At 70.2% G+C, this 26,928-nt stretch carries 21 protein-coding genes; 15 read left to right on the top strand and 6 right to left on the bottom strand.

The annotated features are described in order from the left end of the window. Positions 1 to 9 precede the first annotated feature (9 nt). Entirely contained in the window at positions 10 to 1,392 is a 1,383-nt protein-coding gene (locus tag ACN6LB_RS19500; protein ID WP_445027033.1) for a HEAT repeat domain-containing protein, read from the top strand. A 176-nt stretch (positions 1,393 to 1,568) separates the two neighbouring features. After that, positions 1,569 to 2,009 (top strand): SPW repeat protein, encoded by a 441-nt coding sequence (locus ACN6LB_RS19505; RefSeq protein WP_445027034.1) that lies wholly within the window; start codon positions 1,569 to 1,571, stop codon positions 2,007 to 2,009. Positions 2,010 to 2,075: 66 nt separating this feature from the next. Here ACN6LB_RS19505 and ACN6LB_RS19510 read toward each other — a convergent pair whose 3' ends face one another. After that, positions 2,076 to 2,843 carry an ArsR/SmtB family transcription factor gene (locus ACN6LB_RS19510; RefSeq protein ID WP_445027035.1) on the bottom strand — a complete coding sequence of 256 codons (768 nt, stop codon included), beginning with the start codon at positions 2,841 to 2,843 and terminating at the stop codon, positions 2,076 to 2,078. A 150-nt stretch (positions 2,844 to 2,993) separates the two neighbouring features. Here ACN6LB_RS19510 and ACN6LB_RS19515 point away from each other — a divergent pair, with 150 nt between their 5' ends. The 8 genes from ACN6LB_RS19515 to ACN6LB_RS19550 all read left to right on the top strand — a co-directional run bounded on the left by ACN6LB_RS19515 (position 2,994) and on the right by ACN6LB_RS19550 (position 12,593). Then, positions 2,994 to 3,587, top strand: a complete 594-nt coding sequence (locus ACN6LB_RS19515) for a DUF4328 domain-containing protein (protein WP_445027036.1) — start codon at positions 2,994 to 2,996, stop codon at positions 3,585 to 3,587. 107 nt (positions 3,588 to 3,694) lie between these two features. Beyond that, complete coding sequence (locus ACN6LB_RS19520) at positions 3,695 to 4,255, top strand: GNAT family N-acetyltransferase (protein WP_445027037.1); 561 nt, start codon at positions 3,695 to 3,697, stop codon at positions 4,253 to 4,255. A 68-nt stretch (positions 4,256 to 4,323) separates the two neighbouring features. Further along, on the top strand, positions 4,324 to 5,700 hold the full coding sequence (locus ACN6LB_RS19525; protein ID WP_445027038.1) for an acyltransferase family protein: 1,377 nt from the start codon (positions 4,324 to 4,326) through the stop codon (positions 5,698 to 5,700). 341 nt (positions 5,701 to 6,041) lie between these two features. Beyond that, a complete protein-coding gene (locus ACN6LB_RS19530) occupies positions 6,042 to 6,896 on the top strand; it encodes an ABC transporter permease (RefSeq protein WP_445027039.1) in 855 nt (284 codons plus the stop codon). After that, positions 6,893 to 7,780, top strand: a complete 888-nt coding sequence (locus ACN6LB_RS19535; protein ID WP_445027040.1) for a carbohydrate ABC transporter permease — start codon at positions 6,893 to 6,895, stop codon at positions 7,778 to 7,780. Before ACN6LB_RS19530 ends, ACN6LB_RS19535 begins: the two co-directional genes overlap by 4 nt. Positions 7,781 to 7,839: 59 nt before the next feature. Further along, positions 7,840 to 9,489 (top strand): extracellular solute-binding protein, encoded by a 1,650-nt coding sequence (locus ACN6LB_RS19540; protein ID WP_445027041.1) that lies wholly within the window; start codon positions 7,840 to 7,842, stop codon positions 9,487 to 9,489. 46 nt (positions 9,490 to 9,535) lie between these two features. Then, positions 9,536 to 10,591 carry a LacI family DNA-binding transcriptional regulator gene (locus tag ACN6LB_RS19545; protein WP_445027042.1) on the top strand — a complete coding sequence of 352 codons (1,056 nt, stop codon included), beginning with the start codon at positions 9,536 to 9,538 and terminating at the stop codon, positions 10,589 to 10,591. 22 nt (positions 10,592 to 10,613) lie between these two features. Beyond that, positions 10,614 to 12,593 carry a DUF2264 domain-containing protein gene (locus ACN6LB_RS19550; RefSeq protein WP_445027043.1) on the top strand — a complete coding sequence of 660 codons (1,980 nt, stop codon included), beginning with the start codon at positions 10,614 to 10,616 and terminating at the stop codon, positions 12,591 to 12,593. A gap of 19 nt (positions 12,594 to 12,612) precedes the next feature. On the opposite strand, the gene ACN6LB_RS19555 is transcribed toward ACN6LB_RS19550, so the two are convergent. Then, positions 12,613 to 13,221: a hypothetical protein gene (locus tag ACN6LB_RS19555; protein ID WP_445027044.1), complete on the bottom strand. Its 609-nt coding sequence runs from the start codon at positions 13,219 to 13,221 to the stop codon at positions 12,613 to 12,615. Between the two features lie 281 nt (positions 13,222 to 13,502). Between ACN6LB_RS19555 and ACN6LB_RS19560 the strand changes: the two genes are divergently transcribed. The 5 genes from ACN6LB_RS19560 to ACN6LB_RS19580 all read left to right on the top strand — a co-directional run bounded on the left by ACN6LB_RS19560 (position 13,503) and on the right by ACN6LB_RS19580 (position 21,330). Beyond that, positions 13,503 to 16,271, top strand: a complete 2,769-nt coding sequence (locus ACN6LB_RS19560; protein WP_445027045.1) for an AAA family ATPase — start codon at positions 13,503 to 13,505, stop codon at positions 16,269 to 16,271. A 24-nt stretch (positions 16,272 to 16,295) separates the two neighbouring features. Next, on the top strand, positions 16,296 to 17,282 hold the full coding sequence (locus ACN6LB_RS19565; protein ID WP_445027056.1) for an alpha/beta hydrolase: 987 nt from the start codon (positions 16,296 to 16,298) through the stop codon (positions 17,280 to 17,282). An 85-nt stretch (positions 17,283 to 17,367) separates the two neighbouring features. Next, positions 17,368 to 18,426: a helix-turn-helix domain-containing protein gene (locus ACN6LB_RS19570; RefSeq protein WP_445027046.1), complete on the top strand. Its 1,059-nt coding sequence runs from the start codon at positions 17,368 to 17,370 to the stop codon at positions 18,424 to 18,426. Next, on the top strand, positions 18,405 to 19,415 hold the full coding sequence (locus tag ACN6LB_RS19575; RefSeq protein WP_445027047.1) for an AraC-like ligand-binding domain-containing protein: 1,011 nt from the start codon (positions 18,405 to 18,407) through the stop codon (positions 19,413 to 19,415). The genes ACN6LB_RS19570 and ACN6LB_RS19575 overlap by 22 nt, the downstream gene beginning before the upstream one ends. A gap of 256 nt (positions 19,416 to 19,671) precedes the next feature. Continuing rightward, positions 19,672 to 21,330: a SpoIIE family protein phosphatase gene (locus tag ACN6LB_RS19580; RefSeq protein WP_445027057.1), complete on the top strand. Its 1,659-nt coding sequence runs from the start codon at positions 19,672 to 19,674 to the stop codon at positions 21,328 to 21,330. 99 nt (positions 21,331 to 21,429) lie between these two features. Here the strand turns inward: ACN6LB_RS19580 and ACN6LB_RS19585 are convergent, their stop codons facing one another. The 4 genes from ACN6LB_RS19585 to ACN6LB_RS19600 all read right to left on the bottom strand — a co-directional run bounded on the left by ACN6LB_RS19585 (position 21,430) and on the right by ACN6LB_RS19600 (position 26,663). Beyond that, entirely contained in the window at positions 21,430 to 22,797 is a 1,368-nt protein-coding gene (locus ACN6LB_RS19585; protein ID WP_445027048.1) for an FAD-dependent oxidoreductase, read from the bottom strand. Positions 22,798 to 22,993: 196 nt separating this feature from the next. Next, positions 22,994 to 24,028 carry a hypothetical protein gene (locus tag ACN6LB_RS19590; protein ID WP_445027049.1) on the bottom strand — a complete coding sequence of 345 codons (1,035 nt, stop codon included), beginning with the start codon at positions 24,026 to 24,028 and terminating at the stop codon, positions 22,994 to 22,996. Beyond that, a complete protein-coding gene (locus ACN6LB_RS19595) occupies positions 24,025 to 25,317 on the bottom strand; it encodes an MFS transporter (protein ID WP_445027050.1) in 1,293 nt (430 codons plus the stop codon). Before ACN6LB_RS19595 ends, ACN6LB_RS19590 begins: the two co-directional genes overlap by 4 nt. Then, positions 25,317 to 26,663, bottom strand: a complete 1,347-nt coding sequence (locus ACN6LB_RS19600) for a discoidin domain-containing protein (RefSeq protein ID WP_445027051.1) — start codon at positions 26,661 to 26,663, stop codon at positions 25,317 to 25,319. Before ACN6LB_RS19600 ends, ACN6LB_RS19595 begins: the two co-directional genes overlap by 1 nt. Between the last annotated feature and the right edge of the window lie 265 nt (positions 26,664 to 26,928).

Consider the following 26,928-nt stretch of genomic DNA (forward strand, 5'->3'; position numbering starts at 1 on the left):
GGGGGACGGATGAAATCGCCGGGACACGGCAGTCACGTGGAGAGCCTGGACGACAGACTCGTATCGGCGGCGCAGGCAGGGGACGCGGACGCGGTGCGTGCGCTACTGGAAGAGGGCTCGGATCCCAACGCCGTGGGTAGGGACGGGCTGCCGGTGTTGTGCTCGGCCGTGGCGGCGTACGACACCGAGGTCGCCGAGGCCCTGGTGGAGGGCGGCGCGGACCCCGACCAAGCGCTGCCGGACGGTACGACGCCGCTGCTGCGGGCCGTCGATCTCGGCTCTCCGGCGATGGTCACGGCGGTCCTGGGCCCCCAGCCACTGCTTCGGCTCTCGCCGGCGGAACGGGAAGGGCTCCTCGCCGCCGCCCGGAACTGGTACGAGACGGGCGCGGCCGAGGAGTTGCGTCGCAGGACCGGAGCCTTCGGCCCAGCGGAAACCCTGCTGGTTCAGGACCACGAGAACAACCACGTCGATCAGGTGTCCCTCGGCGGACTCACGGTCCGGGCGGGGCACGGCGCCGTCCTCACCGAGTTGGAGTGGGCCTTCCGCATCCTGGCCCCGGTCGACGAACTGGTGGCCCGCGCCGTTCGCCCGCCCGACGAGAACCACGTGAACTGGTCCGCGTCCCGCTTCGTCCTCGCTCTTCGTCGCAGCAAGGAGACCTGGTCGGCCGTGGTGGCCTTCCGTCACCACCCGTCGCCGGACCACCGGCTGTTCGTGCTCTCCTACCTGCGGATCAGGCTGCTGTTCGAGAGCTCCAACCGTCACTCGTACGCGAAGGCGGAGAGTCAACTCCTGGCCGCCTGGGCAGCCGAGGAGACGGACAGCCCCGTGCTCGCCCAGGTCCTCAGTACGTACAACACCTACGAACACCCGGACCAGGAGGCTTTCGGCCTGCGCTACGCCGACCACCCGGATCCCCGCGTACGTCGCGAGGTGCCCGACTGCTTCATCACGAACGACGCCGTCCTCACCGACGCCGCCACGACCACGCTGCTCACCCTGGCGCGTGACCCCGATGCCGCGGTGCGCTGCGCCGTGTGCGAGGCGATCGGCCCGGCCGTCGATCCCATCGCTCCCTTCTCCGAAGCCCGGCAGGCGCTGCTGGCGCTGATCCGGGACACGGACCCTGACGTACGGGCCTGCGCCGCGGCCACCCTGTCCAGGTCGGACGACCGCACGCCGGCCGTCGCCGACGCGTTCATGGCACTGCTCGACGAGGACGACCGACTGCTGCGCCTGGCGGGCGCCTACGGTCTCGCCAGGCAGGACGATCCGCGGACCGAGGAGGCGTACGAACGTGTGGGGCCACTCGGTCCCGGCTTCGAGTACGACGACCGGGCGGACGGCCTGTGGCGCTGGAGATGGCGGAACAAGCCGGAGCAGCACTGACGACTCCCGCGGCGATCGCACCCTGGAGCAGGGCGGCGGATCTCGCCCCTCACGCCCCCTTGGACCCGCCCACCTCTACACATAAAGAGAAAATAAGTGCAGAATATGCATAAGCGGCGCTAACCGCACAGCTCACCAGACGCGGTCAGGCCTGCAGAGATCGAAGGAGACGAGTCATGGCCAACGTCTCGCACACCAGAGGTGACATCACCAGCCACCCTGATGCCTCCGAAATGCGCGCTCGGTACGACCGCATGCTCGGTGGTCGCGATGTGGCGCTCGTGGACGGACCGGTGTTCCTTCTCGGTCTGTACTGCGCCGTATCCCCGTGGATACTCCACTACACGACAAGTCAGCCCGCCCTCGTGACCCACAACCTGATCATGGGTATTGCGATCGCGTTGCTGGCTCTCGGGTTCACCGTCACACCGGAGAGGATGTACGGCCTGAGCTGGGCGATCTGCGCGATGGGCACATGGATGATCATCTCTCCATGGGTCGTCGGCGACAGCCCGGACACCGGTGTCGCGCTCAACAGCATCATCATCGGCGCACTGGCCGTGGTGCTGGGGATGCTGTGCGCGCTCACGGCGAGGGGCAGCAACACCCGGGCGTAGCCCCGGCAGCACGGAAGGAAACCGCGGGCCGGCCTGTCACGAGCGGGCCGGTCTCGCCGTACGGGCTCAGCGGCCCGGCATGAGCCACGGCTCCTGCGGCAGCGGACTACCGGTCTCGATGAGGGACTTCAGGTTGGACAGCACCGCCGACCAGCCGGAGGCCGCGTCGCTCAGCGCCGCCTCGTCGGGCAGGTCCTCGTGGGTCACGGTGAGCCGGACGATGTCGGCGTGCGGCTGGATGTCGTAGGTGACCCGGGTGCACTTGTCCTCCTGACCCTCGTCCTCGGGTGCGGCCCAGGTGGTCACGAGGCGTGCGGGGCGGTCGCTCTCCACTACGGTGCCGATGACGTCGGCGATGCCCGAACCGTCGGTGCGCCGGTGTTCCCACCGGGAGCCGGGCCGCCAGTCCGACACGTTGCTGTGGCCCCAGTAGGCGGCGGTGAGGTCGGCGTCGGTGAGCGCGTCCCAGACCTTCTCGGGCGTGCTCCGGATGTAGATGACGTAGACGAAGTTCGGCTTGTCCGTCATGGCTTCCTCGGCTCGTTGCCTCAGAGCGCTCAGCGCGCGCAGGCGCGGGCGCTCGAACTTGTCGATCCACCGCTCCTGGACCTCGTGGAGCGGCACCGGGTTGAGGTAGTGCAGCTTTTCGCGTCCCCGCCGCACCGTGCTGACCAGGTTGGCGGCCTCCAGGACACCCAGGTGCTGGGTCACCGACTGGCGCGTCATGTCGATGTGCTCGCACAGCTCACCGAGCGTCTGCCCGGCGTGCTCGTGCAGCCGGTCCAGCAGCCGCCTCCGGGTCTGGTCGGCCAGCGCCTTGAAGACCTGGTCCATCGCAAGGTCGTCCTCTGATCGCACACTCAAAGTTATGCAGGCATTTACTTGCATGTCAACCCAGGATGGGGGAAGCCTATGATCCGAGGCGCCGATATCCCCCGCCGCGCGGCCACAGCGCAGGCTCCCGTGAAGAGTAGGTCTCCCACCGTGACCGGTTCTGTCGACAAGGCACCTTGGCTCCTCGCACGCTTCGCGCAGGCCGCGATAGGCGTGGGAGCTGTCGCGGATGTGTTCCGGGTGGTGGCTGTCAGGGATCACCGACTGCACCCCACGGACGCGTCGCCGAGCAGGTCGGGATTCGCGTCGATGGTGTTCGTGTACGTCATGACGGCGGCCGTCGTGCTCTTCCTGGTGTGGTTCAGCCGCTGCCGACGGAACGCACATGTCGCCGGCGACGGGTCCGCGGTCTGGGCCGTCGTCGCCTGGCTCATACCCGTGGTCAACCTGTGGGTCCCGCGAGGACTCCTCCTTGATGTGCAGCGGGCAAGCAGCACCGAGGCGGCGGAGAAGGGAAGCAAGGACGCCCTGGTGAACGCCTGGTGGGTCGCATGGGTTGGACACGGGCTGCTCGCGGCGGGGTCCCAGTTCAGCAAGGGAACCTCGCTGCCCCTCCTCGTGGTGTCGGAAGCGTTCAACCTCGCCGCGGCGGGCCTCGTGCTGTGCGTCATCCAGCGCATCACCGCTCTGCAGAGTGCCGCGCTCCCGACCGTGTCACCTGCCGCATCCCGCACTCACGCTTGACCACGACTGCGTCCGCGACCCCCTCGACGGCCCGGTCGCCGAGGAGATCACAGCGAACCGGGGATGCCCCCTTGGCCGCGGCGACACACTCGCGGGAGGATCAACCCATGGACAGCCGACCGACGTTCATCCTGCCCGACGTACTACGACTCGAAGGATTCGGCATACGGCTGCGGGAGTGGTCCGACGACGACGTGGCGGACCTGGTCGCCTTGTACGACGATTCCGAGATCGACCGATGGACGCCGGTGGCCTCCCCGTTCGACGTCGAAGCGGCAAGGGCGTATCTCGCCGCGGCTCACGACAAGCGCGCCCAGGGGCAGTCCGTGCAACTCGCCATCACCACGGACGGCGTCCGACCACTGGGTGAGGTCCTGCTGTTCCTCAGCGCCTCCGACCCGAGGGACGTCGAACTGGCCTACGGCGTCGGGGCCGCACACCGAGGGCGCGGCCTGGCCTCCAACGCGGTGCGGCTCCTCGCCGGATACGCCGAGCGCACCACCGGGGCGCGGCGCACCTTGCTGCGCATCGAGGCGGGCAACGCCGCGAGCGAGGCGGTGGCCGGGGCGACCGGGTTCGTGTTGACGGGCGACGAGCCGGTCATCCGTATCTCGAAGGGGCGGGAGGTCGTCCTGCGGACCTGGAGCCGGGGCCCGTCGGTTCGTTGATCAACTGATCGCCACGGCGCAGGCTTCGGCACCGTCCTTGTCCGGGGAGGGAACCGACATGCCGGAAATTGATCGGCGTGGAGCTGAATATCGGCGCAAGCCGACACGTGACAATGGGTATGGAACCCCCACTCTCCGTCTCTCAGCCGCCGAAGCGGCTGCCCTCAGCGCCGCCCCGATTATCCGTATCCGATACGCCGACCGCTCCCTCGCGGTTGGCGTGGCTGGATGCCCTGCGCGGCATCGCGGCACTCGTCGTGGCCTTTGACCACTCGTCGTACACCTTCATGGCGGAGTTCCGGCGGGAGCTGATGCCTCAGTTCAACACCAGTCGGTACGCCATCATGGTGTTCTTCCTCGTCAGCGGCTACATCATCCCTGCGTCGCTCGAACGCCGGGGCCGCATCCGGACCTTCTGGATCGGACGGATCTTCCGCATCTACCCGCTCTGCGCGGCTGCCGTCACCGCGGTCCTCGCACTTCACCTGGCGGGCGTCGCCCAGATCCGCGACGACTTCGGCCGCCAGAGCGCAGCCACCGTGGTCCTCGCCCACGTCACCCTGCTCCAAGAGGTGCTCGGGACGCGCGATCTCCTTCTCGTGCTGTGGACGCTCTCCTACGAAATGGCCTTCTACCTGCTGGTCGTTGCGCTCTTCACGGTCCGTCTGCACCAGCGGTCGGCGGCCGTCGCCGTCACGTTGGGCGTGTTCGCCGCCGTGAGCTGCACGGCAGGGGGCATGGTTGCGTCCTCCGCCCTCTCCGGCGCGATCGGTACCGGTCCGTTGATCGTGTTCGCCTCGATCATCCTGGTGGTCGCCATCTGCTGCGCAAGCTCAGGCTCGCCCGCGCTGCGCGTGTTCGGGGGCGTACTGGGCGGCGTGCTGGCGCTCGTTCTCGTGCTTTTCAATGGCACCGTCCCCATGTGGGAGGGCCTGGTGATCCTCGCCGTGATGTTCCTGGGCACCGTCGTCTACCGGGCCGACACGGGCCGGAGCAGCTGGTGGTGTGCGGCGTCGACAGCCGCCGTGGTGGTCTCCTGCGCCGTGGGGAGTGCGTACGCGCACAGTCGCGGCACCGAGTACACGCGACGCGGCTGGATCGTGGCCTTCCTGCTGGCCGTGCTCACCTTCGGTGCCGGCCTGGCGTGGCGTCATCGGCGGATACCGCGTTGGCTGACCGGGCTGGGAACGATCAGCTACTCGGTGTATCTGGTGCATCCGGTGCTGCTCGCCGTGATCGACGGCCTGTTCGGCCGTTGGCGCCGAGACGAGGTTGTGCTCGAAGTGGCGTTCTTCGCCGTGCTGTTGCCACTGTGCGTGCTGACCCACCGTTGTATCGAAGCGCCAAGTCAGGCACTTGGCCGCAAGCTGGCACGCCACGTGGACCCTCCCGTGAAGGGCACCCGTGACGAGCGGTGCGCCCAGGCGCCGCCCGCCTCCGCCTGACAGCCTCGCCCCGGTCAGCCGCCCGCGCGCCAATCTTCGCGGAAGTGCGTTGCTCCGCCGACCGGTTGACGCCACATCAAGTCCTCTCGTCCGAAACTGCACATCCGCTCCCCCCAAGGCCGGAAGCCGGCCACGGATCTGCGCCAGAGGTGTTGACCCGCCTCTGAAAACGTTTTAACTTCCCTTCACTCCCTACCCGCAGCCGAGGAGGCTCCGTGGCAGCGTTGCTGCGCGAGCGCCCTGGAAAATCGACGGCGAGCCCCTCATCCCGTCACCCGACAGGCGCTCCAATGAAGCGAAAAGGTTTTCACAAACACCGGAGCAGGACGCTGTCCCTGCTGATGGTGCCCGCTCTCGCGTACTTCCTGGTGTTCCACTACGGAGCGCTCGCCGGCAACGTCATCGCCTTCAAGGACTACGTCCCCTTCGACGGCATCTGGGGCAGCCCCTGGGTCGGCCTCGACAACTTCCAACGGATGTTCCAGGACGCCGAGTTCTGGGACGCGGTGCTCAACACCCTCTGGATCGCGTTCCTCCAGATCGTGTTCTACTTCCCGGTCCCGCTCGCGCTCGCCGTGCTGCTGCACAGCCTGACCTGGAGCTCGGTGAGCCGCTTCGTGCAGTCGGTGGCGTATCTTCCGCACTTCATCTCATGGGTGATCGTGGTCGCGCTGTTCCAGCAGGTCCTGGGTGACACGGGCATGGTGAACAGCTATCTCGGCGACGCGGGTCTGCACACCGTCGATATCATCGGCAACCCGGACGCCTTCAAACCGCTCGTCGTCGCGCAGGTGATCTGGAAGGACGCCGGCTGGGGCACGATCATCTTCCTCGCCGCACTCTCCCAGGTCGACGAGCAGCAGTACGAGGCCGCCGCGATCGACGGGGCCGGTCCCTGGCGGCGCTTCTGGCACATCACTCTGCCCGCCATCCGTCCGGTGGTCGTGCTGCTGCTCATCATGCGGCTCGGTGACATCCTCTCCGTCGGCTTCGAGCAGATGCTGCTCCAGCGCGACGCGGTCGGCCCGCAGGCCGCCGAGATCATCGACACCTTCGTCTACTACCAGGGCATCGTCGGCGGTGACTACGGATTCGCCGCGGCAGCGGGCCTGTTCAAAGGCCTGGTCGGCGCGCTCCTCGTGTACGCGGCCAACAAGGTCGCCCACCGCCTCGGCGAACAGGGGGTCTACAAGTGAGCGCTCATGCCCGGCCCGGCTGGATGGAGAAGCCGCGGCCCGCCACCCAGGCCGCCAAGGCGGTGGCCCTCACTGTGGTCGTCCTGCTGGTCTGCGTGCCATTCCTGGTGATCCTGTCGACCTCGCTCGCCTCGCAGCGCGAGGTGGTGGCCAACGGCGGCTGGGTGCTGTGGCCCAAGGACCCGACCCTGAAGGCGTACCGGGACATCCTCGACGGCGGCATCGTCACCCACGCTCTCGGCGTCAGCGCGGGTGTCACGATCGTCGGCACGCTGCTCAGCCTCGTCTGCACCGTGACACTCGCCTACGCCCTGTCCCGCCCCGGAGTCTTCGGCGGCAAGCCGGTGCTCCTGCTGGTGCTGTTCACCTTCCTCTTCCCGCCCGGCATGATCCCGAGCTTCCTGGTGGTCAAGGAACTCGGACTGCTCGACAGCTACGCCTCCCTGGTCCTGCCCGTACTGGTCAACGTCTTCAACCTCGTTGTTCTGCGCGGCTTCTTCCAGGGGATCCCCGAGGAGCTGTACGAGGCCGCGCGGCTGGACGGCGCCGGGGACTGGCGTGTGCTGTGGACGATCGTGATCCCCCTGTCGAAGGCGGCGCTCGCGGTCGTCGGCCTCTTCTACGCGGTGGCGTACTGGAACTCCTGGTTCTATGCCTCGCTCTACCTGGAGAGCGACCACTGGCCGCTCCAACAGGTGCTGCGCACCTACGTGGTGGCCGGCTCCGGGCTCACGGACACCACCACCGGCGAAGCCACGGTCAACGCACCGCAGACCATCCAGATGGCCGTCCTCGTGATCGCCACCGTGCCGATCCTGCTGGTCTACCCCTTCCTGCAGAAGTACTTCACCAAGGGCGTGCTCACCGGCGCCATCAAGAGCTGACGCCACATCAAACATCTGGTCCTGCCCTCAAGAGCCGCATCCAGAAAGGTCATTCGCCCATGCCCAGAATGTCCCGACGCACCCTGCTGCGTTCCATGGCCGCGGGCGGCGCCGCAGTCTCCGTCCCCGGTCTGCTGACCGCCTGCTCCACCGGATCCGACGACGGCGACGTCTCCAACGCGGGCAAGAAGCTGGCCCCGTGGCCCGCCTACGCCGCTGCCACCGGACCCAAGCCCGACCTCGCCCCCACCGACGCCGGCGTCCAGCCCGGCTACACCTCCTACCCCGCCGACCTGACCACCTCGGTCGCCCGCACCCCGGGAGACGGCTCCACGGTCAAGGTCATGGCCGTCACCTTCGGCGTACCCCCGAAGGGAAGGGCGCAGAACCAGTACTGGCGGGCCGTCGAGAAGGCCCTGGGCGTCAAGATCGAGTTCACCGTCATCTCGCAGGCCGATTACCAGAAGAAGATGGCCACGGTGATGGCCGGTGACGCCGACGACCTGCCCGACATCATCAACATCTTCTCGGGCTTCGTCCTGCCCCGCGAGGCGCAGTTCGTGCAGAAGCGGGCCGAGGACCTGACCCCGTTCCTGTCCGGCGCGTCCGTAAAGGACTACCCCAACCTGGCGGGCATCCCCACCCATGCCTGGCGCGACATGGGCCGCATCGGCGGCAAGATCTACGGCATCCCGCTCGAACGGCCCTTGCCCGGGTCCACCCTGTGGGTCAACCAGGGCATGTTCACCGGCGCGGGCATGAAGGAGGGCTGGACCTCGGCGGACTTCGCCGCCGTCGCCAAGAAGGCCACGCACGGGAAGACATACGCGCTGGGCGCCGCGACCGGCTCGCTGTTCGGCAACGCCGTCCACTCGGCGGCCCACAACGCGCCGCAGGGCTGGTCGGTCGACGCCAAGGGCGTCTTCCACTCCGGCTTCGAGGACGAACGCTTCAAGGCGTCCGTCGTCTACCAGGCACAGCTGCGCAAGAACGGCTCCTACCACCCCGACGCCACCTCGCTGTCGTCGGCCGACCTGAGCACGCTGTTCCTCAACGGGACGGCCGGCTCCATGCAGAACGGCTTCGGCGCATACCAGGCGCTGTACCCCGACTCCGAGGGTCTGCTGACGCCGGCGCCCGCGCTGCCGTACGGCGTGGACGGGACGGCCGGCGGCGTCGTCGCCGCCCGCCGCTCCTTCGGCTACACCGTGCTGAAGAAGGCGAAGAAGGAGCGCGTCGAACTCCTGCTGCGCATCCTCGACTACCTGGCCGCCCCGTTCGGCACGAAGGAGTGGGAACTCACGCACTACGGCCTGGAGGGCCCCCACTTCACCCGGGGCAAGGACGGCGCACCGCAGCCCACCAAGCTCGGCGAGGTCGAGAACATCACCAACCTGCCTTTCAAATACCTCGCCGAGGGACCGCAGGTGCTGTTCGTTCCGGAGCGGCCCGAGGCGGTCCGCGCCCTGCACGCCTGGCAGCAGAAGGTGGTTCCGGTCGCCATCCGCAACGCTTCGTACGGGCTGCAGTCCCGCGCCAACACCGCGCAGGGCACCACTCTCAAGGCCCTGATGGAGGACACGATCACCGCCGTGATCGCCGGACGCAGCCCGCTGTCCGAATACGACGCCGCCGTCAAGAAATGGCGTTCGCGCGGCGGCGACAGAATGGCCCAGGAATACGCCAAGGAGTACGCCGCCAACGCGTGAGGCGGCACCGGCGGACAGATCACGGCGAACAGGAACGGGGAACGACATGGCGACAAAGGGGCGGGTCACGATCCGCGAGGTGGCGGAGCGGGCGGGTGTGTCCGTGGCCACGGTCTCGCGCGTGCTCAGCGGCAACTACCCGGTCCCCCCTGCCACCCGCACCAGGGTGCTGCGGGCGGCACAGGCGCTCGACTACGTCGCCAACGCCCACGCCCGCGCCCTGGTCGGCGGCGGTCGCAAGATGGTCGCCGTCGTCCTGCGGCAGGTCACCAGCCCTTTCTACGCCCAGGTCGCCGAGGGCGTGGAGGCGGAGGCGGCCGAACGCGGCTGGCTCTGCCTGGTCGGCGCCACCGGCGGGGATCCGCAACGGGAGCTGGAGTTCGTCCAGTTGATGCGGGAGGAGGGCGCCCGCCTGGTGATCCTGGTGGGCGGTGTCGTCGAGGACGACGCCTACCGGGAGCGGGTCGCGCACTACGCGCAGGCCCTCGACGCCGCCGGGGCCCGCCTTGTGCTGTGCGGGCGGCCCGCGCCGGACGCCGACATCCCCGCGCTGGTCGTCGAGTTCGACAACGAGGCCGGGGCCCGCGCCGTCACCGGCCACCTGCTGTCGGCGGGACACCGCAGGATCGTCTTCCTCGGCGGCCTGCCCGGCAACACCACCCTGGACGCCCGCGTCGCCGGCTACCGGGCCGCACTCGCCGAACACGGCCTGCCGGCCGAGGCCGGGCACGTCGTCGACTGCGGCCTCGGTCGCGGCGCCGGGCACCGGGCGATGGCCGAACTGCTCAAGGACAAGCGGGAGTTCACCGCCGTGGTCGCCGGTGACGACATGGTCGCCGCCGGCGCCATCCGCGCCATCAGCGAGGCCGGCCTGCGGGTGCCGGACGACATCTCGATCGTCGGATACAACGACATCCCGCTCGCGGAGGACTTCAACCCGCCGCTCACCACGGTCCGCACACCGTCCCAGGAACTGGGCCGGGCCGCCGTTCGCCTCGCCCTGCGCGACCCCGAACAGGCGGCGGGCGCCCACCACTTGCTCGGCACCCACATCGTCGTACGCGACAGCGTCGCTGCACCCCCGCCGGGGCGCGGCCTGTGACAGACGGAGGACCCACCCCCGCATGACCGCGCCGCACCTCTCGGCCGACGCCGGCCGCCTGCCGCCCTCCGACCCCGCACTTTCCCCGCTCACCGGCTGGACCCGCCTCCACTGGGAGGCGACGGCCGACCGCCTCCTGGACGGCCTTCTGCCGTACGCCTCACCGGAGTTGGCCCAGTACCGGCTGCCCGGCCCGGCGAGCCACTCCGGCCCGTGGTCGGACGGCCTGGAGGGCTTCGCCCGCTCCTTCCTGCTCGCCGCCTTCCGTATCGCCGGCTCCGGCGGGCAGGCCGGCCCCGCCCTGATCGAGCGGTACGCGGCCGGGCTCGCCGCCGGCACCGATCCGTACGGCGCCGAGCGCTGGCCGCCCATCCGCGACCGAGCCCAGCCGATGGTGGAGGCCGCGTCCGTCGCGATCGCCCTGCACGAGACGCGGCCGTGGCTCTGGGACCGGCTCGACGACGGCGTACGGCAGCGGGTCGTTGCCTGGCTCGGCGGGTTCGTCGGCGCGCGGGTCAACGACTCCAACTGGCGGCTGTTCCAGGTCATCACGGAGGAGTTCCTCGCCTCCGTCGGCGCCCCGCACAGCCGTGCCGAGATCGACGCGGGGCTCGGGCGCCTGGAGGACTGGTACCGGGGCGGCGGCTGGTACACCGACGGCGACGGGCGGAAGTTCGACTACTACAACGCCTGGGCGCTGCACCTGTATCCAGCACTGTGGGCACGCATCGCAGGGCCGCGCGCCGACCCCGGCGCAGTGGCCCGGCACCGCGAGCGGCTGCGCGAGTTCCTCGCCGTGCACCAGTACTTCTTCGGCTCCGACGGCGCGCCCGTGCACCAGGGCCGGTCTCTCACCTACCGTTTCGCCACCGCCGCACCGCTGTGGGCCGGCGCCCTCGCCGACGCCACGCCCCTTCCGCCGGGCCTCACCCGCCGGCTGGCCTCCGGCGCCCTGAAGCACTTCGCCGAGCGCGGAGTCCCGGACGAGCAGGGCCTGTTGAGCCTGGGGTGGTACCGGCCCTTCCGCCCCGTCACCCAGCGCTACTCGGGTCCCGCCTCCCCGTACTGGGCGAGCAAGGCGTTCCTCGGACTGCTGCTGCCCGCCGACCACCCGGTGTGGACGGCCCCCGAGGAGCCGGGCCCCGTCGAGACGGCGGACCGCCAGGTGGCCCTGCCCGCTCCCGGGTGGCTGCTGCACTCCACGTCCGCCGACGGGATCGTACGGCTGGTCAATCACGGCAGCGACCGGCTGCCGCCGGACCCGGCCGAGTCCGAGGACAACGCGCACTACACGCGGTTCGCCTACTCCAGCGCCACCGCCCCGCAGACGCCGCCCGCCGAGGAGCCGCCCGGCCCGGACAACCATCTCGCGCTGCTGGGCACCTCGGGTGCCTCCCGTCGCGGGCGCATCCATCCGCTGTACGCCGACGGCCGCCAGGCGGCGTCGTGGCATGCGCCGCTGGGGCCAAAGAGGGAGACGCCTTCGCGCATCACCACAATGAGCGTGGTCCACCGCGCGTGGGAGGTGCGCGTGCACCAGGTCGAGGCGCCGGCCGGCACCACGGTGCGCGAAGGCGGCTGGGCCGTGGCCTGCGACACCGCCCCGCCCGCCGGCGACACGGGCCCGGGGTGGGCGCTGGCCCGTCGCCAGGACGGTCTGACCACCGCGTTGGTGAACCTGCTCGGCGATCCGGCCGCGCACGCTCCGCACCACGGCACCGTCGCGCACACCCGCGGCCACAACGCCTACGGCCGCTACGCCGCCACTCCCCTGCTCACCTCGACGCATCCCGGCGGCACCCTGCTGCTGGTGACCCTCGTGGTCCTCACCGCCGACCCGTCCGTCCACCGCGACCCGCACGCTCTGCGCACGGGCACGCACGCCGCGGTGACAGCCGGGAACACCGTTGAGGTGCGCTTTCCCGACGGCCACGAGGAGCAGGTGCGCCTGGGCGAGCACCGCCGGCCCCCGAGTCGTACGCCTGAATCCGGTAGGGCGTGATCCCGTCCCGGGTCGTCGACTACAGGAAGCGGTGCAGCGGAGCGGACTCGGTCAGCAGCATGGTGACCCGGTGGGCGAGACGCTGCCACGCCTCCTCCTGTGCGTAGGTCAGCCTCACGTCCTCGCCGTCGGCCGCTTCCACTGCCGCGAAGAGGGTGTCGGCGTCGGCGTCGGGCGTGAGGTCAACCATCGACAGGACGCGCGCCAACGCCCCGACGAGGCCCACCGCGGGCTCCGCCGCCGAAAGGACGCCGCCGTGGAGTGCGGCGGCGAGGCCTGACGGGTCGGGAAGGTCCCGCGGCGCCACCAGGGCACCGGACAGCTCGCGGAGCAGCGCGTACAGCACGTCCGTCTCCGCGGTGGGCAGGGTGAGGATGCGCAGGCCCTCGTGTTCCCAGCGGCCGTTCGGCGTCCACACCCGCGGTCCTCTCGCCACCGCGGCGGCCAGCGTTTCCCGGATGCGCAGGAAGGCGTCGAGACTGTCCGCGAACAGCCCATGATCATCCGTCACTCGGGGGGATCCGGCCAACGGCGCCAGCAAGTGCTTCTCCACCCGGTCGCATTGGGCGGAGAGGTCCGGGTCCACGACGACGAGGCGAACCGACATGCGCTGTTCCTGCTGCTCCATGGCGAACACTCTGCCAGGCGGGTCGGACAACGGTCGCGGCGATGCCGACCTCCGCCCCGGTGTCAGGCCTCACCTTCGGGGTCGCCCTCGTCCGTCACCGACCGGACGGCTCGGCCACGTAGCATGGTCCCGGTCAGGTGGGATGCCGTGCCGCGGTGGGTGCGCCGACCTCTCGGACCGCAACAGTTGGGATCCACACGATGGACAGGACCACTGTTGGCAGGGACGATGCCAGGCCCGGCGGCCGGAGGTCGGACGGTGTGCTCCCGGTCGGTCGAGAGGTGGAGCTCGGCCTGATTCTGGACTGTGTGGAGCTGGGTCGCAGCCGGCCTCAGTCCCTTCTCCTGCTGGGCGACGCCGGTGCGGGCAAGACCGAGTTGCTCCGTTTCGCGACGGAGCAGGCGAGGCTGCGGCACACACGTGTGCTGCCCGCCCAGGGCTGCGAAGCCGAGGCACAGCACTCGTTCGCTTCGCTGCACCAGTTGCTCCTCCCGGTGCTGGGCGACCTCGACCCGCTCCCGGAACATCTTCGCGACGCTCTGCGCACGGCCTTCGGGCTCGCCCCGGCCACCGGCCCGGTGGAACCCCTGCTGTTTCGCGTAGCGGTCCTGACGCTGCTGGGGCAGGTCGCGCGGACGGGCCCGGTGCTGCTGGTGGTCGACGACATCCAGCACTGCGACCGGGACTCGCTGGAAGTCCTCTCCTTCGTGACGCGACGCCTGACGACCGAGCCCGTGGCCGTACTGCTCGCCGCACGCGGCGAGGTGCCCCCGCCGGGTGTGGCCCCTGGTCTCACGGTGCTCTCGCTCGGCCCGCTGTCGGATCAGTCGGCGGCCCAGCTCCTGGATTCACTGCCCGGTGCGCCCACCGGGGGCGCCAGGCTGGACCTGCTCCGGCAGGCGGAGGGCAATCCGCTGGCGATCATCGAGCTGTGCCAGGCCCTGCGCACCGGTGGCGCTTCCGCGCTGTCCAGCGACGGCAGGCCACGGACCTCGCGCATCCAGCAGATGTTCGCCGCCCAGCTGACGGGGCTGCCCGCGGCGACGCAGCGCGCCGTGCTGTATGCGGCGGCCGCTTCGGAGCAGGAGGAGCTGACGACCGTCATGGCCGCGTTGGGGGCCGGCCAGGACCTCGCGGTGTGGGAGCCGGCGGAGGAAGCGGGCCTGGTCAGCGTCACCGACGGACGTGTCGCCTTCCGCCACCCGCTGATCCGGACCGCGGCCTTGCAGCGCGAGCACGCTCAGCAGCGGCAGCAGGCCCACCAGGACCTGGCAGCCGTCCTCGGCGAGCACCCGTCCCGTCAGGCCTGGCACCTGGCAGGAGCGGCCATCGGCCCGGACGAGTCGGTGGCCACGGCCCTGGAGAACACCGCCCTGCTCGCCCAACGAAGGGGAGGCCTCTTCGCCACCGCCAAGGCGTTCGAGCTGGCCGCACGTTTCAGCCCCTCCGACGACGACCGTGCCCGCCGCCTCGCCAAGGCCCTGACGGCCGCGAACGACTTCGGAGACCCTGCCTGGGTTCGCGAGCTGTACGCGCGTTTCGCTGCGGTCAATCGCGACGCCGACCTGCTGCGCATCGCCACCTCCGCCACGAGCTGGGCTCTGTCGCTCTCCTCGTTCCAAAGAGAGGCCTTCGACCTCGTGCTGGACGTGTGGGAGCGCCATCCCCCGCGCGGCAGCAGGGTGGCCCTCACCCTGACCGCGATCGCCGCCGGGATCGCCCATCAGTCCGGACTCATGGCACACCGGCAGGTGCTGCCGGGGATGCTCGAACAGATCGCACGGATCGAGCAGACCGAACGGCACGAGCTCGACGAGGCGGAACCCCACCACCACTATCTCGTTCCGGACGAGGTGGTCACCTCCCTCAAAGCGGTCGTTCTGACCTTGAGCGACCCTGCCGCGCACGCCCGTGGCCTGCTGAGCAGTCTGACCGCCTCACCACGCGTCTCAGCTGCCCATGGTCTGGCGACGTTGACCTACTTGAACCAGATCGCCTCACTCGCCTACTTCGCCGACGAGTCGGACCAGTGTGTGGATCTCTTCCGGCAGACGTTCGCGCCTCTCCAGGCGCACGGCGCCATGGGCCCGGCAACGAGCTACTTCGCTCTGCAGGTGGACTCCCTGCTGAGCACCGGACGATGGGCCGAGGCAGCGGAGCTGATCGAGGAGGCGCATGCCTTCGCCGTGGTCCGCAGGATGACGTACGTCGAAATGGATCTCGAAGCCCTGCGGGTCACCCTGCGTGCTCTGCGCGGGGAGAGCGAACCGGGGATCGTACTCACCGGCTCCCACTGGCACTCCGTCAGCCTCGACGAGAACCGGGCCACGCACGCCCGGATGCTGCGGGCCCGCGGTGTCACCGCGATGGACCTCGGTGACTGTGAGAACGCCTTCCGCCACTTCCGTTCCCTGTTCGCCGACGACGGTGCGCCCCTCCACTACTTCCTCTCCAGCCGGTCCATCGCCGTCCTCGCCGCCGCCGCTCAGCGGATCGGCCGGCAGGAGGAAGCGGCGCGCATCCTCGCGGCGGTTCGCGCACACGAGGGAGCCCGGCCGACGACCAGGATGAAGCTGCTCATGCACCATGCGGCGGCCCTCGTCGACGAGGAGGCCGACACCGAGCACCACTTCCGGCTGGCCGTCGTCAACCCGGTGGCGGACCAGTGGCCGATGGAACGTGCCCAGGCGCGCCTGAACTACGCGATCTGGCTGCGCAGACGCAGACGGCCGCTGGAAGCCCGCACCCAACTCGCGAGCGTCCTGGAGGCCGCGACCCGGCTCGGCGCCAAGTCCCTGACGGAGCAGGCCCATGGCGAACTGCGCGCCAGCGGCGTAGCCTCTGCTCCGGCATCCGCTGATCCACTGGCGGAACTGACCGCCCAGCAACGGCAGATCGTCCGGCTCGCGGCGAACGGACTGTCCAACCGTGAGATCGGGGCCCAGCTCCTGCTGTCCCCGCGCACCGTGGGTTCGCACCTGTACAACGTCTATCCCAAGCTCGGCATCAGCAGCCGTCATCAACTGCGCGACATACTCGAAAGTGACTGAAGGGACGGTTGAGAGATGAGTGGGATGCGGCCGGACCCCGAGCGGGGCACCGACGCGAACAGCCCGTCCGTCATCGCCCTCGAACCGTTGGCACGAAGGCTCGTCGAGGCGTCGTCCGCACCGCCCTTCCTGCATGAGCTGGGACCCGTCGACGGCCGACAGGCACTGCTGGAGTCCCAGGGTCATGAGATCGACGACTTCAAGGTGGATGTCACCTTCCAGGCAGCGCCCGTGGGACCGTCCGGCCTGGTGGGCTTCTGGATCTTCCGGCCGGCCCGGGCGAAGGGACCGCTGCCGACCGTGTTCTACGTCCACGGCGGCCGGTGGATGCTGGGAGACGCGCAGACCCACGCCCGTCTGATCAGCGAAATCGTGCTGGGCACAGGTGCGGCGGCCCTCGTCCCGGAATACAGCCGGACGCCCGAGGCCCGCTATCCCGTGGCTGTCGAGGAGTGCTATGCACTGCTGATCTGGGCCGTCGGGCAGTCCGGTGAGCTCGGCCTGGACACGAGTCGGCTGGCGGTTGCCGGGGACTGCGCGGGCGCCACGATCGCCACAGCGCTCACGATGATGGCGAAGCAGCGCGGTGGCCCGCGCATCCAAGCCCAGCTCCTGTACTACCCGATCACGGACGCACGCTGCGACAGCCCCTCGCAGCGGCAGTTCGCCCGCGGGTACCTGCTGACCCAGGAGGCGCTGCACTGGTACTGGGAGCAGTACACCGACGATCCCGAGGAACAGGCCGAGCCGACCGCCTCCCCACTGCGCGCGAGTCCCGCCGAGCTCGCGGGTCTGCCACCGGCGCTCGTCGTCACGGCGGAGGCCGACGTGGCCCGGGACGAGGGCGAGCAGTACGCCGACCAGCTGCGCCGTGCGGGTGTCGAGGTGACCGCTGTCCGCTTCCTGGGCACGGTGCACGACTTCGTGTCGCTGACCTCGTTGCGCGAGAGCCCCACGACGCAGGCCGCGGTGGGCCAGGGCTGCGCGTTCCTGCGCCGGCTGCTCGACTGAGCACGCCCGGGAGACTGCGAAGTCCGACGCACGGACCAGTCAGCCGACTGATGCGTTCGCCCCCTGCTGACGGCACGCTGGCCCCATGCCTGCGATCACTGTCTCCCCTCGATGGGGCGGCGGCACCGGCCTCGACGTCACTGCGACGCAACGTAGCCAGGTGCTGTCCACGCATTCGGTGCCGCGCCGAGAGAGCCTGGCCTACTGGCACGACGCGGTCCTCGCGACGCTCGTCGGCATGGACATCTTCGCCGAGGGCAGCACCTACAACGCGACGATGCGCACGGACCAGCTCGGAGACTTGCAGATCATCACGGTCGACTGCGATCCGGGAGAGGTCTACCGAGCGCCGCGCTTCATCGCCCGCGGCGACGGCGAACAGATATTCGTCGCTCAGCAGGACACTGGTATCGCCCAGGTCGAGCAGGACGGCCGCTCCACAGAACTGCATCCGGGGGACGTCTCCTTCTACGAAACCATCCGCCCCTTCCGCACGCGCTATCCGCAGCGCTTCCGGATGCGGGTCTTCGCCGTGCCGCGGCGCCTGCTCGGCCAGTCGGAGGCGGATCTGCAACGGATCACGGCCAGGGCCCTGCGCCCGACGGCGGGGCTTGCGGCGGTGCTCTCGCCGTTCATGGCACGGCTGGCCGACACCTGCGCCTCCTACTCCGATGCGATCGCCCATGGGCTGGGCAGCAGCGCTGTGAACCTCCTGGCCGCCGTCGCCCAGGAACAACTCGGCAAGAGCTCGGCCGACGGCCCCGGAACCGATCAGGTTCTTCTCCTGCGCGTACAGACGTTCATCCGCTGGCATCTGAGCGATCCCGACCTGACGCCCGCGGTCATTGCCCGAGCTCATCAGATCTCCGTGCGTTATCTGCACCGCCTGTTCGAGAACGAGGGCACCACGGTCTGCCGTTGGATCCGGGAACTCCGGTTCGAGGAGTGCCGCAGGGAGCTGGCGAGCCCTGGGGTGGCGAGCGCGGGCATCGGCGCGGTCGCCCGTCGCTGGGGATTCACCAGCGCGACCCACTTCAGCCGGGTGTTCCGGAGCCGGTACGGCATGCCTCCGACGGAATGGCTGCTGCGTGAACGTACCCAAGGCTCCCGTGAGGAGGACCGGTGCCCCGTCCCCAGCCGCTGAGCCCGGCACTGCACTTGTCCCTCTCCACGGAAACGAGCCCGCCCACAGACCGGATGACCTCCTGGAAGCAGGCCCTGTCCAGGGCTTTCGTCAGCCTGGAGGTGCTCGTCGACGATCCGGGGGCGTGGCGGGCGTCGGTGTACGCCGACCGGATCGGTCCCCTGCAGATCGCGACGGAGGAGTCCGATCCGGTCAAGTTCATGCGCACGCCCGAGGAGATAGCCTCGGACAACCAGGCGTACATCTTCGCCCGCCTCCAACTGCACGGCACGGTGGCACTGTTCCAGGACGGCCGCTCGACAGAACTGCGTCCTGGACTCCTCGCCTTCTACGACGCCGGCCGCCCGTTCAAACTCGTCATGTCCGAGCGCTACCGCTCCTGTGTCCTGATGATGCCCCGCCAGTTGCTGCGGCTGGACGACACGCAGGTACGACAGCTCACCGCCACGCCCGTCGGCGACGCCCCCGGCGGGCCCGCCGCGCTCCTCCTGCCGCTGCTGTCCGGTCTGGTGGCGGAGGTCCCCGCGACGGCGCCGCCCCTGCGGGAGAAGCTCGCCCGTACCATCGCGGATCTCCTCGCCACCTTGGCCGCGGGCCACTTGACCACGCCCGGTTTCTCTCCGGCCGGGGCAGGTCCGACGCTGCTCGATCAGGTGAAGGCATCCGTCGAGCGCCGCCTCGGCGAGCCGGAGCTGTCCCCTCGGCTGCTCGCCGACGAGCACAACATCTCGCTGCGCTACCTGCACAAGCTGTTCCACGAACAGGGCACCACCGTGGGCCGCTGGGTGCGACAGCGCCGGCTGGAGGCCTGCAAGGAGGAGCTGGCCCGGCACGACGGAACGGACAGGGTGATCGGCACCGTCGCCGCACGCTGGGGATTCTCCAGCCCCGCCCACTTCAGCCACGTCTTTCGCAGCGCCTACGGAATGTCACCGGGCGAGTGGCGCAGCGCCGCCGCCGGGGCAGCCCGGAGCCGCTCAGCCCACTGAGAGCCGGGCAGAAGGAGAAGGCCCGCACACTCCCTGTCCCGACACCACCCACGGCCCGGCAGCGGTCACCTGATTGGGCTACTCGTTTCGCTGCCGGTCAGCCGACGCGGCGAGAAGCGACGACACTGGAAGGCGACGGACAAGCTCTGCGGGGCTTCGCCGAACTGCTTCCCGCCTTCGATCCGGCCTTCCCGGCACGAGCACATCGAGGAGGCTGACCGGGTTGTTCGACGAACCCTCGTCGCCGCGCGTCGCCATGCTGCTGCGCCGGATTCTCGATGACACCGAGGCCGCCGTCGGCGTCCTCGACACGGAGCTGCGCTACCGGTACGTCAATCCCACGCTCGCCCGGATGAACGGTGTCGCGGCCGCCGAGCACCTCGGCCGTTCCATCGCCGAGATCGTCCCGGACATCGATGCGGGCGAGGACGTGATGCGCCGGGTCCTCAAGGACGGCCGGCCGCGCGAGATCGTCTCCAGTGGGCACACCCGCGCCGAATCGCCGCTGGAGCGCCGCTACTGGCATGGCGCCTACCACCGTCTGGAGGCACCGGACGGCGCCGTTCTCGGCGTCGTGGGGATCATCCTGGAGATCTCGGCGGCGCGGGAGCAGCAGCGCGCGCTGGAGCAGGCCCGCGAACGGCTGGCCCTGCTGGACGCGGCCGCCACCCGGATCGGCACCACCCTCGACATGGACACCACCTGCGGCGAGCTGGCCGACTTCCTGGTGTCCCGTATCGCTGACGTGGCAACGGTGGAGGTGTTCCCGCAGACGGGGTCCGCCCGCAGGCCCGGCGGCGGAGTACTGCGGCTGCGCCGGGCCGCGATGGCTTCCGTACCGGAGTTGCGCGAGGCGGTACGACGCTTCGGCCCGCCGGGTTCGTACGTCGACTACCAGCCGGGGTCGACGATCCCGCGCTGTCTGGACGCGAGGCTGCCGATCATCGAGAACCTGCTCGCGGACGCGGAGTTGGGCCGCTCCGCCCCGCAGCCCGACCGGGTCGCCGCCTACCGGAAACTGGGCATCCACTCGGCGCTCGTCGTCCCGCTCACGGCTCGCAACCACGACGTCGGCACCGTCACCCTGATCCGGGCCGGCGACTCACCCGCGTTCGGGGCAGAGGACGCGGTGGTCGCGCTGGACCTGGCGGGCCGGGCCGCGATCAGCCTGGACAACGCGCGGCGCTACACGGCCGAGCACAACGCGGTCGTCGAGTTGCAGCGGGCGATGCTCGCCGAGCCGGGTCTGCCGCATCCGGACGTGGAGATCGCGCACCGGTACCGGCCCGCCGGGCGGCGCGTGCTCGTCGGCGGCGACTGGTTCGAGATCGTCGCGCTGCCGGGCGGCCGGACCCTGATGGCGGTCGGTGACGTGATGGGCCATGGTCTGGAGGCGGCGGTGGAGATGAGCCGCTACCAGGCGATGCTGCGGGTGGCGGCGAGCGAGGACCTGCGGCCGGACCGGATCCTGGAGCGGATGGACGTTCTGCTGGCTCAGGTCGGAGTGCAGCGCCCGGCGACGTGCGTGATCGCCGTCGTCGACCCTTCCGAAGGTTCATGTCTGTACGCCAGTGCCGGGCATCTCCCGCCCGCCGCCGTCGCTCCCGACGGCACGGTCGTTCTGGTCCCGGTGCCACCCGGCCCGCCCCTCGGCATGGGCTTCGGCGGCTACGCGACCATGGCCGCCCCGTGCCGCCCCGGCCACACCCTGCTGCTCTACACGGACGGTCTGGTCGAGCGCCGCTCCGAGGACATCGACGCCTCCCTCGCCCGCCTCACAAGCCTCCGGCTGAGCGGTCGGGAGTCGACGGAAGAACTCCTCGACCGCCTGCTCGACGACGTCGCCCCGCCCGCCGCGGAGGACGACTTCGCGATCCTGGCGGCACGGATACACCCGGACCGGCCGGAAGGCTGACGCACCCGGTCAGCGCCTTGCCGCCGGCGCGGGGACAGGTCCGGCCCGGAGGCGACGCACGCCTCCGGGCCAGATCCGTCGTACCTGAAGGCGATCCGCCTACGCCTCGCTCGCCTTGAGCATGTCCTTACGCTCAACGATCTTCACGCGCTCGCGGCCCTGCGGCGTGCCGAGCGCCTTCTCCGCGGCGTCGAGCCGGTACCAGCCCTCCCATGTCGTGAAGCGCACGTTCCGCTCGGCGAGGAACGCGTCCACGGCCTCCGGTGCGGGCGAAGTCGGCTCGTGCAGACGGCCGTTCTCGTGGTCGTCCAGCAGGCTGGCGACCGTCTCGTTCGCGTCACCCTTGGTGTGGCCGATCAGGCCGACCGGGCCACGGCGGATCCAGCCGGTGACGTACGTCGACTGCAGGTGCTCGCCGGTGTCCTCGAGCACCCGGCCGCCCTTGTCAGGCACCGTGCCCGACTCGACGTCCCAGGGCAGCTTGGCCAGCGGGTCGGAGAGATAGCCCACGGCGCGGTAGATCCCGGTGACGTCCCAGTCCTTGAACTCACCGGTGCCCTTGACGTTGCCGGTGCCGTCCAGGGCCGTACGTTCGGTGCGCAGGCCGACGACCTTGCCGTCCTCGCCGAGGATCTCGGTCGGCGACTCGAAGAAGTGCAGGAACAGCTTGTGCGGCCGCTCGCCGACGTCGCGGATCGCCCAGTTCTCCAGCGTCTTGGCGACCATGTCGGCCTGCTTGTTGCCGCGCCGGGTCGCGATCGAGCCTTCGTCGTAGTCGATGTCCTCGGGGTCGACGATGACCTCGATGTTGGGCGAGTGGTCCAGTTCGCGCAGTTCCATCGGGCTGAACTTCGCCTGGGCCGGGCCGCGTCGGCCGAAGACGTGGATCTCGCGGGCCTTGTTGGCCTGCAGCCCCTCGTGGACGTTCGGCGGGATCTCGGTGGGCAGCAGTTCGTCGGCCGTCTTGGCCAGGATGCGTGCCACGTCCAGGGCGACGTTGCCGACACCGAGGACGGCGACCTTCTCGTCCTCCAGCGGCCAGGTCCGCGGTACGTCCGGGTGGCCGTCGTACCAGGAGACGAAGTCCGCGGCGCCGTAGGAGCCGTCGAGGCCGAGGCCGGGTATGTCCAGGGCCCGGTCGGCGGTGGCACCCGTCGAGAAGATCACCGCGTCGTAGAAGGCACGCAGGTCGTCCAGGCTGATGTCGCCGGGGTAGTCGACGTTGCCGAAGAGGCGGATCTGCGGCTTGTCGAGCACCTGGTGGAGGGCCGTGATGATGCCCTTGATGCGCGGGTGGTCGGGGGCGACACCGTAACGGATCAGACCGAACGGGGCCGGCATGCGCTCGAAGAGGTCGATGGAGACACCGGGCTCGGTGGCGGCCATCGGGGACTTCAGCAGCGCGTCGGCGGCGTAGATCCCAGCGGGTCCGGCACCGACGATGGCTACCCGCAGGGGGCGGGGCATGATCAGGTTCCCTTCGAGCGGCGATAACTGACTCGTCCGCAACCGTAGACTAAGGCAAGCCTTAGTTAGCACCCGGGTCCGATCTATGCCCCCATAAGGCCGGCTTATGAGGTGGCAAACCCTGCCTAGGGGCAGAGATATCACAGGCGGAGAGAGGGCCGACCGGTCGGCCCCACCGCGGACGGACACCCTCCTCTCAGCCCACCGCCACCGGCGACGACCCGCCCGCCACGACCTTGCGGGCTGCGCCGGTGCCGTCCGCGGGGACGCTCCAGATGTCGCTCCTACGACCGCCGCCCGCACCCGGCAGGGCGTACGCGACGGTGCTGTCGTCCAGCCAGGCCGCCTGGTCGTCGACGCTGCGGGTCTCGGCGAGCGCGGTCTCCCGCATGGTCCGCAGATCGAGGACGTACAGCCGCCACGGCGCGGACGGGTCGTCGGACACCTTCTTCTTGAAGGCGATCCGGGTGTTGTCGGGCGACAGGGACGGACACTCGGCGTTCGGCCGCAGCGCCTTCGCCGACCAGTGCTTCATGTCGCCCGCCACGAGGTAGGTGCGGCCCTTGGTGGAGACCGTCGCGTAGAAGCGGTTGTCGTCCCGGGCGAAGGTCATCCCCCAGTAGTTGAGGTCGGGGGCGTGATAGCGGACGCCGTCGATGGTGAGAGGGATCTCCTCCATGGACTTGATGAGGTAGCCGGTGCGCAGGTCGAGGACGGCGGTGCGGGTGGAGAAGGCGGTGGTGGCGTAGGAGTCGCCGGTGGCGAACACGGTCCAGGCCAGCATCCGCCCGGAGGCGGAGACACGGGCCCGGGTCGGAATGCCCGGCACAGTGATCCGCCGCACCTCGCGCAGCCGCCGGTCGAGCACGATCGCGTACGTCCTCGGCAGCACCCCGGGCTTGGCACGCAGGCAGAGCGCGGTGCCCCCTGCCGCGTGGAACCGGTCGCAGGCGGGGCCGCCGGTGGTGCGGGCAACGGTGGTGCCGGCACCGGGAGTTGCGGCGCGAGGCTGGTGCGCGACGCGTCCGGTGGCCGTGTCCCGGAAGTACAGTGCGGGCCCGCCGAGGGTGAACGAGGCGTCGGCGCCGGCCTGTTGGCCGCCCGCGCGGGTCTCGGCGTGCAGTGCGTACCCCACGGAACCGGCCGCGAGGAGCAGTACCGCGGCCACCAGGACGGCGATACGTGCCCGGGGTCCGAGGGGGCTCGGGGGTCCGGGGAGTCCGGCAGTCATACGGTCCGCCTCTCAGGTGTCTGATCCACTGGTGGCCCTGCAGAGGCCGGGGTGCGCGGCAGCAGTGCCCAGCCGCCCGCGAGGGCGGCGAGCAGGATCGCTGTCGCCGCCCAGAGGGCGGGGCTCGGCCCCCACACCGTCCACGCGGCGCCGAAGCCCGCCGCGGCGAGCATGCGCGACAGCACCTGACCGGTCTGGAGCAGGGCGAGCCCGCTCGCGCGGCCGTCCGTGGGCAGCACGGATCCGGCGAGGGCCATCAGCACCCCGTCGGTGGTGGCGTAGAAGACGCCGAGCAGTACGAGGACCGGTGCGAGGACGAGCAGAGGTGGGCCGGCGACGGGGGCGAGGAGCGTGGCGTACACGCCGAGCAGCGCGAGGTGGCCGGACAGGAACGGGATGCGTCGCCCGATCCGGTCCGCGACACGGCCGGCCGGTACGGCGAGCAGCAGGTAGCACGCGGCCGCGCCGAGCGGCAGCAGCGGGAACCAGCCGACAGGGAGGTGGAGTCGGTGCTGCAGCAGGAGGTAGACGAAGGCGTCACCGATCGTGGCGGCGCCCAGCAGTGCGGCGGCCCCCAGTATGCGCCGGAAGGCCGGATCTCGCAGGGCACCGAATGGCTTTGCCCTACGTGGAGTCGGGGCCGGGAGCGGTGATGCGGGTCGGTGTCCGGGAACGTACAGGACGAGGAGCAGCACGCCGAGCAGGCCGACGCAGAAGCTGACGACGAACACCGCGTCGTAGGCGTCGGCGGTCGCGCCGAGCAGGGCGAACGCTGCGAGCGGCCCGAGCAGGGCGCCCGTGGTGTCCATGGCCCGGTGCACACCGAAGGAGCGGCCGAGTGCGTCGGGCGGGCTGTTGAGGGTGATCAGGGCGTCGCGGGGCGCGGTGCGGATGCCTTTGCCGATCCGGTCGGTGGCCAGGGCAGCCGCGATGCCGGTGGCGGCGCCGCCCGCGAGCAGCAGGCCGAGCCGGGAGCAGGCGGAGAGGGCGTAGCCGATTCCGGCGACCCGTTTGTGCCGGTGGCCGCGGTCGGCGGCGTGTCCGGCGAGCAGCCGTACGATCGCGGAGCCGCCGTTGAACAGGCCGTCCAGGAAGCCGAATTGGAGGGGTGAGAGACCCAGTCCGAGGACGAGGTAGAGCGGTAGCACCGCGGTGACCATCTCCGAGGAGATGTCGGTGACGAGGCTGACCGCGCCGAGTGCCAGGACGGTGCCGGGGACGCGTCGGCCCGTTCCGCCGGTGGCGGGCGGGGCCGACGCGTCCCGGCGGCCTGTGGTCGCCAGGTACATCAGTGGCAGGTGTACTTCGGGCTCGTGTCCTTGGTCTGTCCGTCGGTGCCGACGTAGGTCCAGCCGTAGCCGGAGTCGGTGAAGTCCAGTTTCAGGACGCCGTATTGACCGCTGATCCGCTTCTGGCTGTTGGGCTGGACGTTCTCGATCGGGTAGGGCTCGGCACCGCCCATCCCACCGACGATCTCGGTGATTCCGTCGGCCGTGGCCCGCCCGTCGGGGTCCTGCGGGGCGAAGCGCTCGTAGTGGTGGTCGTGGCCGTTGAGCACGAGGTCGGCCCGGGCGCCGTACAGGATCTTCCAGACCGGCTTGCTGACCGGGTCGTTGCCGTGTCCGCCCGAGGAGTACAGCGGGTGGTGCCAGTAGGCGGCGATGCACGTCTTGCTGTTGTGGGTGAGGTCGGCCTTGAGCCAGTCGATCTGGGCGCTCTGGTCGAAGGAGTTGGAGTCGAGGGCGATGAAGTGCCAGTTGCCTTCGTCGAAGCTGTAGTAGCTCTTGCCCTGAGGGTAGGCGATCGCCCCGAAGTACGCCTTGTAGCCGACCAGCGAGCCTGCCGGGTCGTACGTCTCGTGGTTGCCCGGCACCGGGTGCGTCTTGCCCTTGAAGGCGCCCCAGGTCTTGTCGTAGTAGGCGCGGTAGTCGGCGATCCGGGCGTCGTCGTACTGGTTGTCGCCCATCGTCAGATAGAACTTCGGGTTGATCCGCTGCGCCAGTGCCGCGGTCTTGGGGTGGGCGCAGCCGCTGTCGGAGGCGGTGCACTGGGCGGCGATGTCACCGGCGGCGACCACGGTGAAGGCCCCGGTGGGCGGGGGCCCGTCGTCGAAGGTGCCGTACACCTCGACCTCGTACAGCGAGTAGCCGTACGAGGTGCCACGTGCGGTGCCGTACACGCGCAGGTAGCGGCCCTGGCCGGAGAGGCCGGACCAGTCGTCGGTGCCGCCGTTGCCGGCCGTCTCGCTCGCGAGGCGGGTCCAGGTGGTGCCGTCCGCGGAGACCTCGATCCGGTAGGCCTTGGCGTACGCGGCCTCCCAACGCAGCGCCACCCGTGTGACGTCGGCGGTGGCGCCGAGGTCGACGCGTATCCACTGGGGGTCCTTGCCCTCGGCGCTCGCCCAGCGGCTGGCCGGGTCGCCGTCGACGGCGTTCTGCGGACCGAGGCCGGAGCTCTCGGCGGAGGAGGCGCTGGTGGGGCTGCCGCGTGAGATGAGGGGATCGGCGGCGGCGCCCGCCCGGTCGGGATAAGCGAGCAACAGGCCGCCGACGAGGAGGAGTACGGCGGCGACGATCACGCCCACCGTACGGCGCCGCGCGGGCGTGAGGGGCGGAGCTGAGGCGTTCAGGCGCATCCCTGAAACTCCCTGGCCTTGGAGTGGCGAGAGCTGGACACCGGTGCGTGACCGCCCGCCCCGGCCGGTGTGCGGGCAGGGGGGCGTCACGGCGGCCGGGTCAGAGCTCTCGCTGAGCGCGTCATGCCCATGTGCGTCGGGCACCGCGCCAAGCCACCGCCGGGGATGCTAGCGAATAGGAAACCTTCTTACCAGTCCCCCGGCAGCAGTTGATCCACGGGCCCTACGACAACCGCGTTTCGCACTCCGGCACTTGCCGGAGTGC

Source organism: Streptomyces sp. SAS_270, assembly GCF_052543295.1.

Bases quoted from the DNA above. Each gene is read 5' to 3' on its own strand.
- ACN6LB_RS19500 (WP_445027033.1), top strand. From the start codon at position 10: ATGAAATCGCCGGGACACGGCAGTCACGTGGAGAGCCTGGACGACAGA.
- ACN6LB_RS19505 (WP_445027034.1), top strand. From the start codon at position 1,569: ATGGCCAACGTCTCGCACACCAGAGGTGACATCACCAGCCACCCTGAT.
- ACN6LB_RS19510 (WP_445027035.1), bottom strand. From the start codon at position 2,843: ATGGACCAGGTCTTCAAGGCGCTGGCCGACCAGACCCGGAGGCGGCTG.
- ACN6LB_RS19520 (WP_445027037.1), top strand. From the start codon at position 3,695: ATGGACAGCCGACCGACGTTCATCCTGCCCGACGTACTACGACTCGAA.
- ACN6LB_RS19530 (WP_445027039.1), top strand. From the start codon at position 6,042: ATGGTGCCCGCTCTCGCGTACTTCCTGGTGTTCCACTACGGAGCGCTC.
- ACN6LB_RS19540 (WP_445027041.1), top strand. From the start codon at position 7,840: ATGCCCAGAATGTCCCGACGCACCCTGCTGCGTTCCATGGCCGCGGGC.
- ACN6LB_RS19545 (WP_445027042.1), top strand. From the start codon at position 9,536: ATGGCGACAAAGGGGCGGGTCACGATCCGCGAGGTGGCGGAGCGGGCG.
- ACN6LB_RS19550 (WP_445027043.1), top strand. From the start codon at position 10,614: ATGACCGCGCCGCACCTCTCGGCCGACGCCGGCCGCCTGCCGCCCTCC.
- ACN6LB_RS19555 (WP_445027044.1), bottom strand. From the start codon at position 13,221: ATGGAGCAGCAGGAACAGCGCATGTCGGTTCGCCTCGTCGTCGTGGAC.
- ACN6LB_RS19565 (WP_445027056.1), top strand. From the start codon at position 16,296: ATGCGGCCGGACCCCGAGCGGGGCACCGACGCGAACAGCCCGTCCGTC.
- ACN6LB_RS19570 (WP_445027046.1), top strand. From the start codon at position 17,368: ATGCCTGCGATCACTGTCTCCCCTCGATGGGGCGGCGGCACCGGCCTC.
- ACN6LB_RS19580 (WP_445027057.1), top strand. From the start codon at position 19,672: ATGCTGCTGCGCCGGATTCTCGATGACACCGAGGCCGCCGTCGGCGTC.
- ACN6LB_RS19585 (WP_445027048.1), bottom strand. From the start codon at position 22,797: ATGCCCCGCCCCCTGCGGGTAGCCATCGTCGGTGCCGGACCCGCTGGG.
- ACN6LB_RS19590 (WP_445027049.1), bottom strand. From the start codon at position 24,028: ATGACTGCCGGACTCCCCGGACCCCCGAGCCCCCTCGGACCCCGGGCA.
- ACN6LB_RS19595 (WP_445027050.1), bottom strand. From the start codon at position 25,317: ATGTACCTGGCGACCACAGGCCGCCGGGACGCGTCGGCCCCGCCCGCC.
- ACN6LB_RS19600 (WP_445027051.1), bottom strand. From the start codon at position 26,663: ATGCGCCTGAACGCCTCAGCTCCGCCCCTCACGCCCGCGCGGCGCCGT.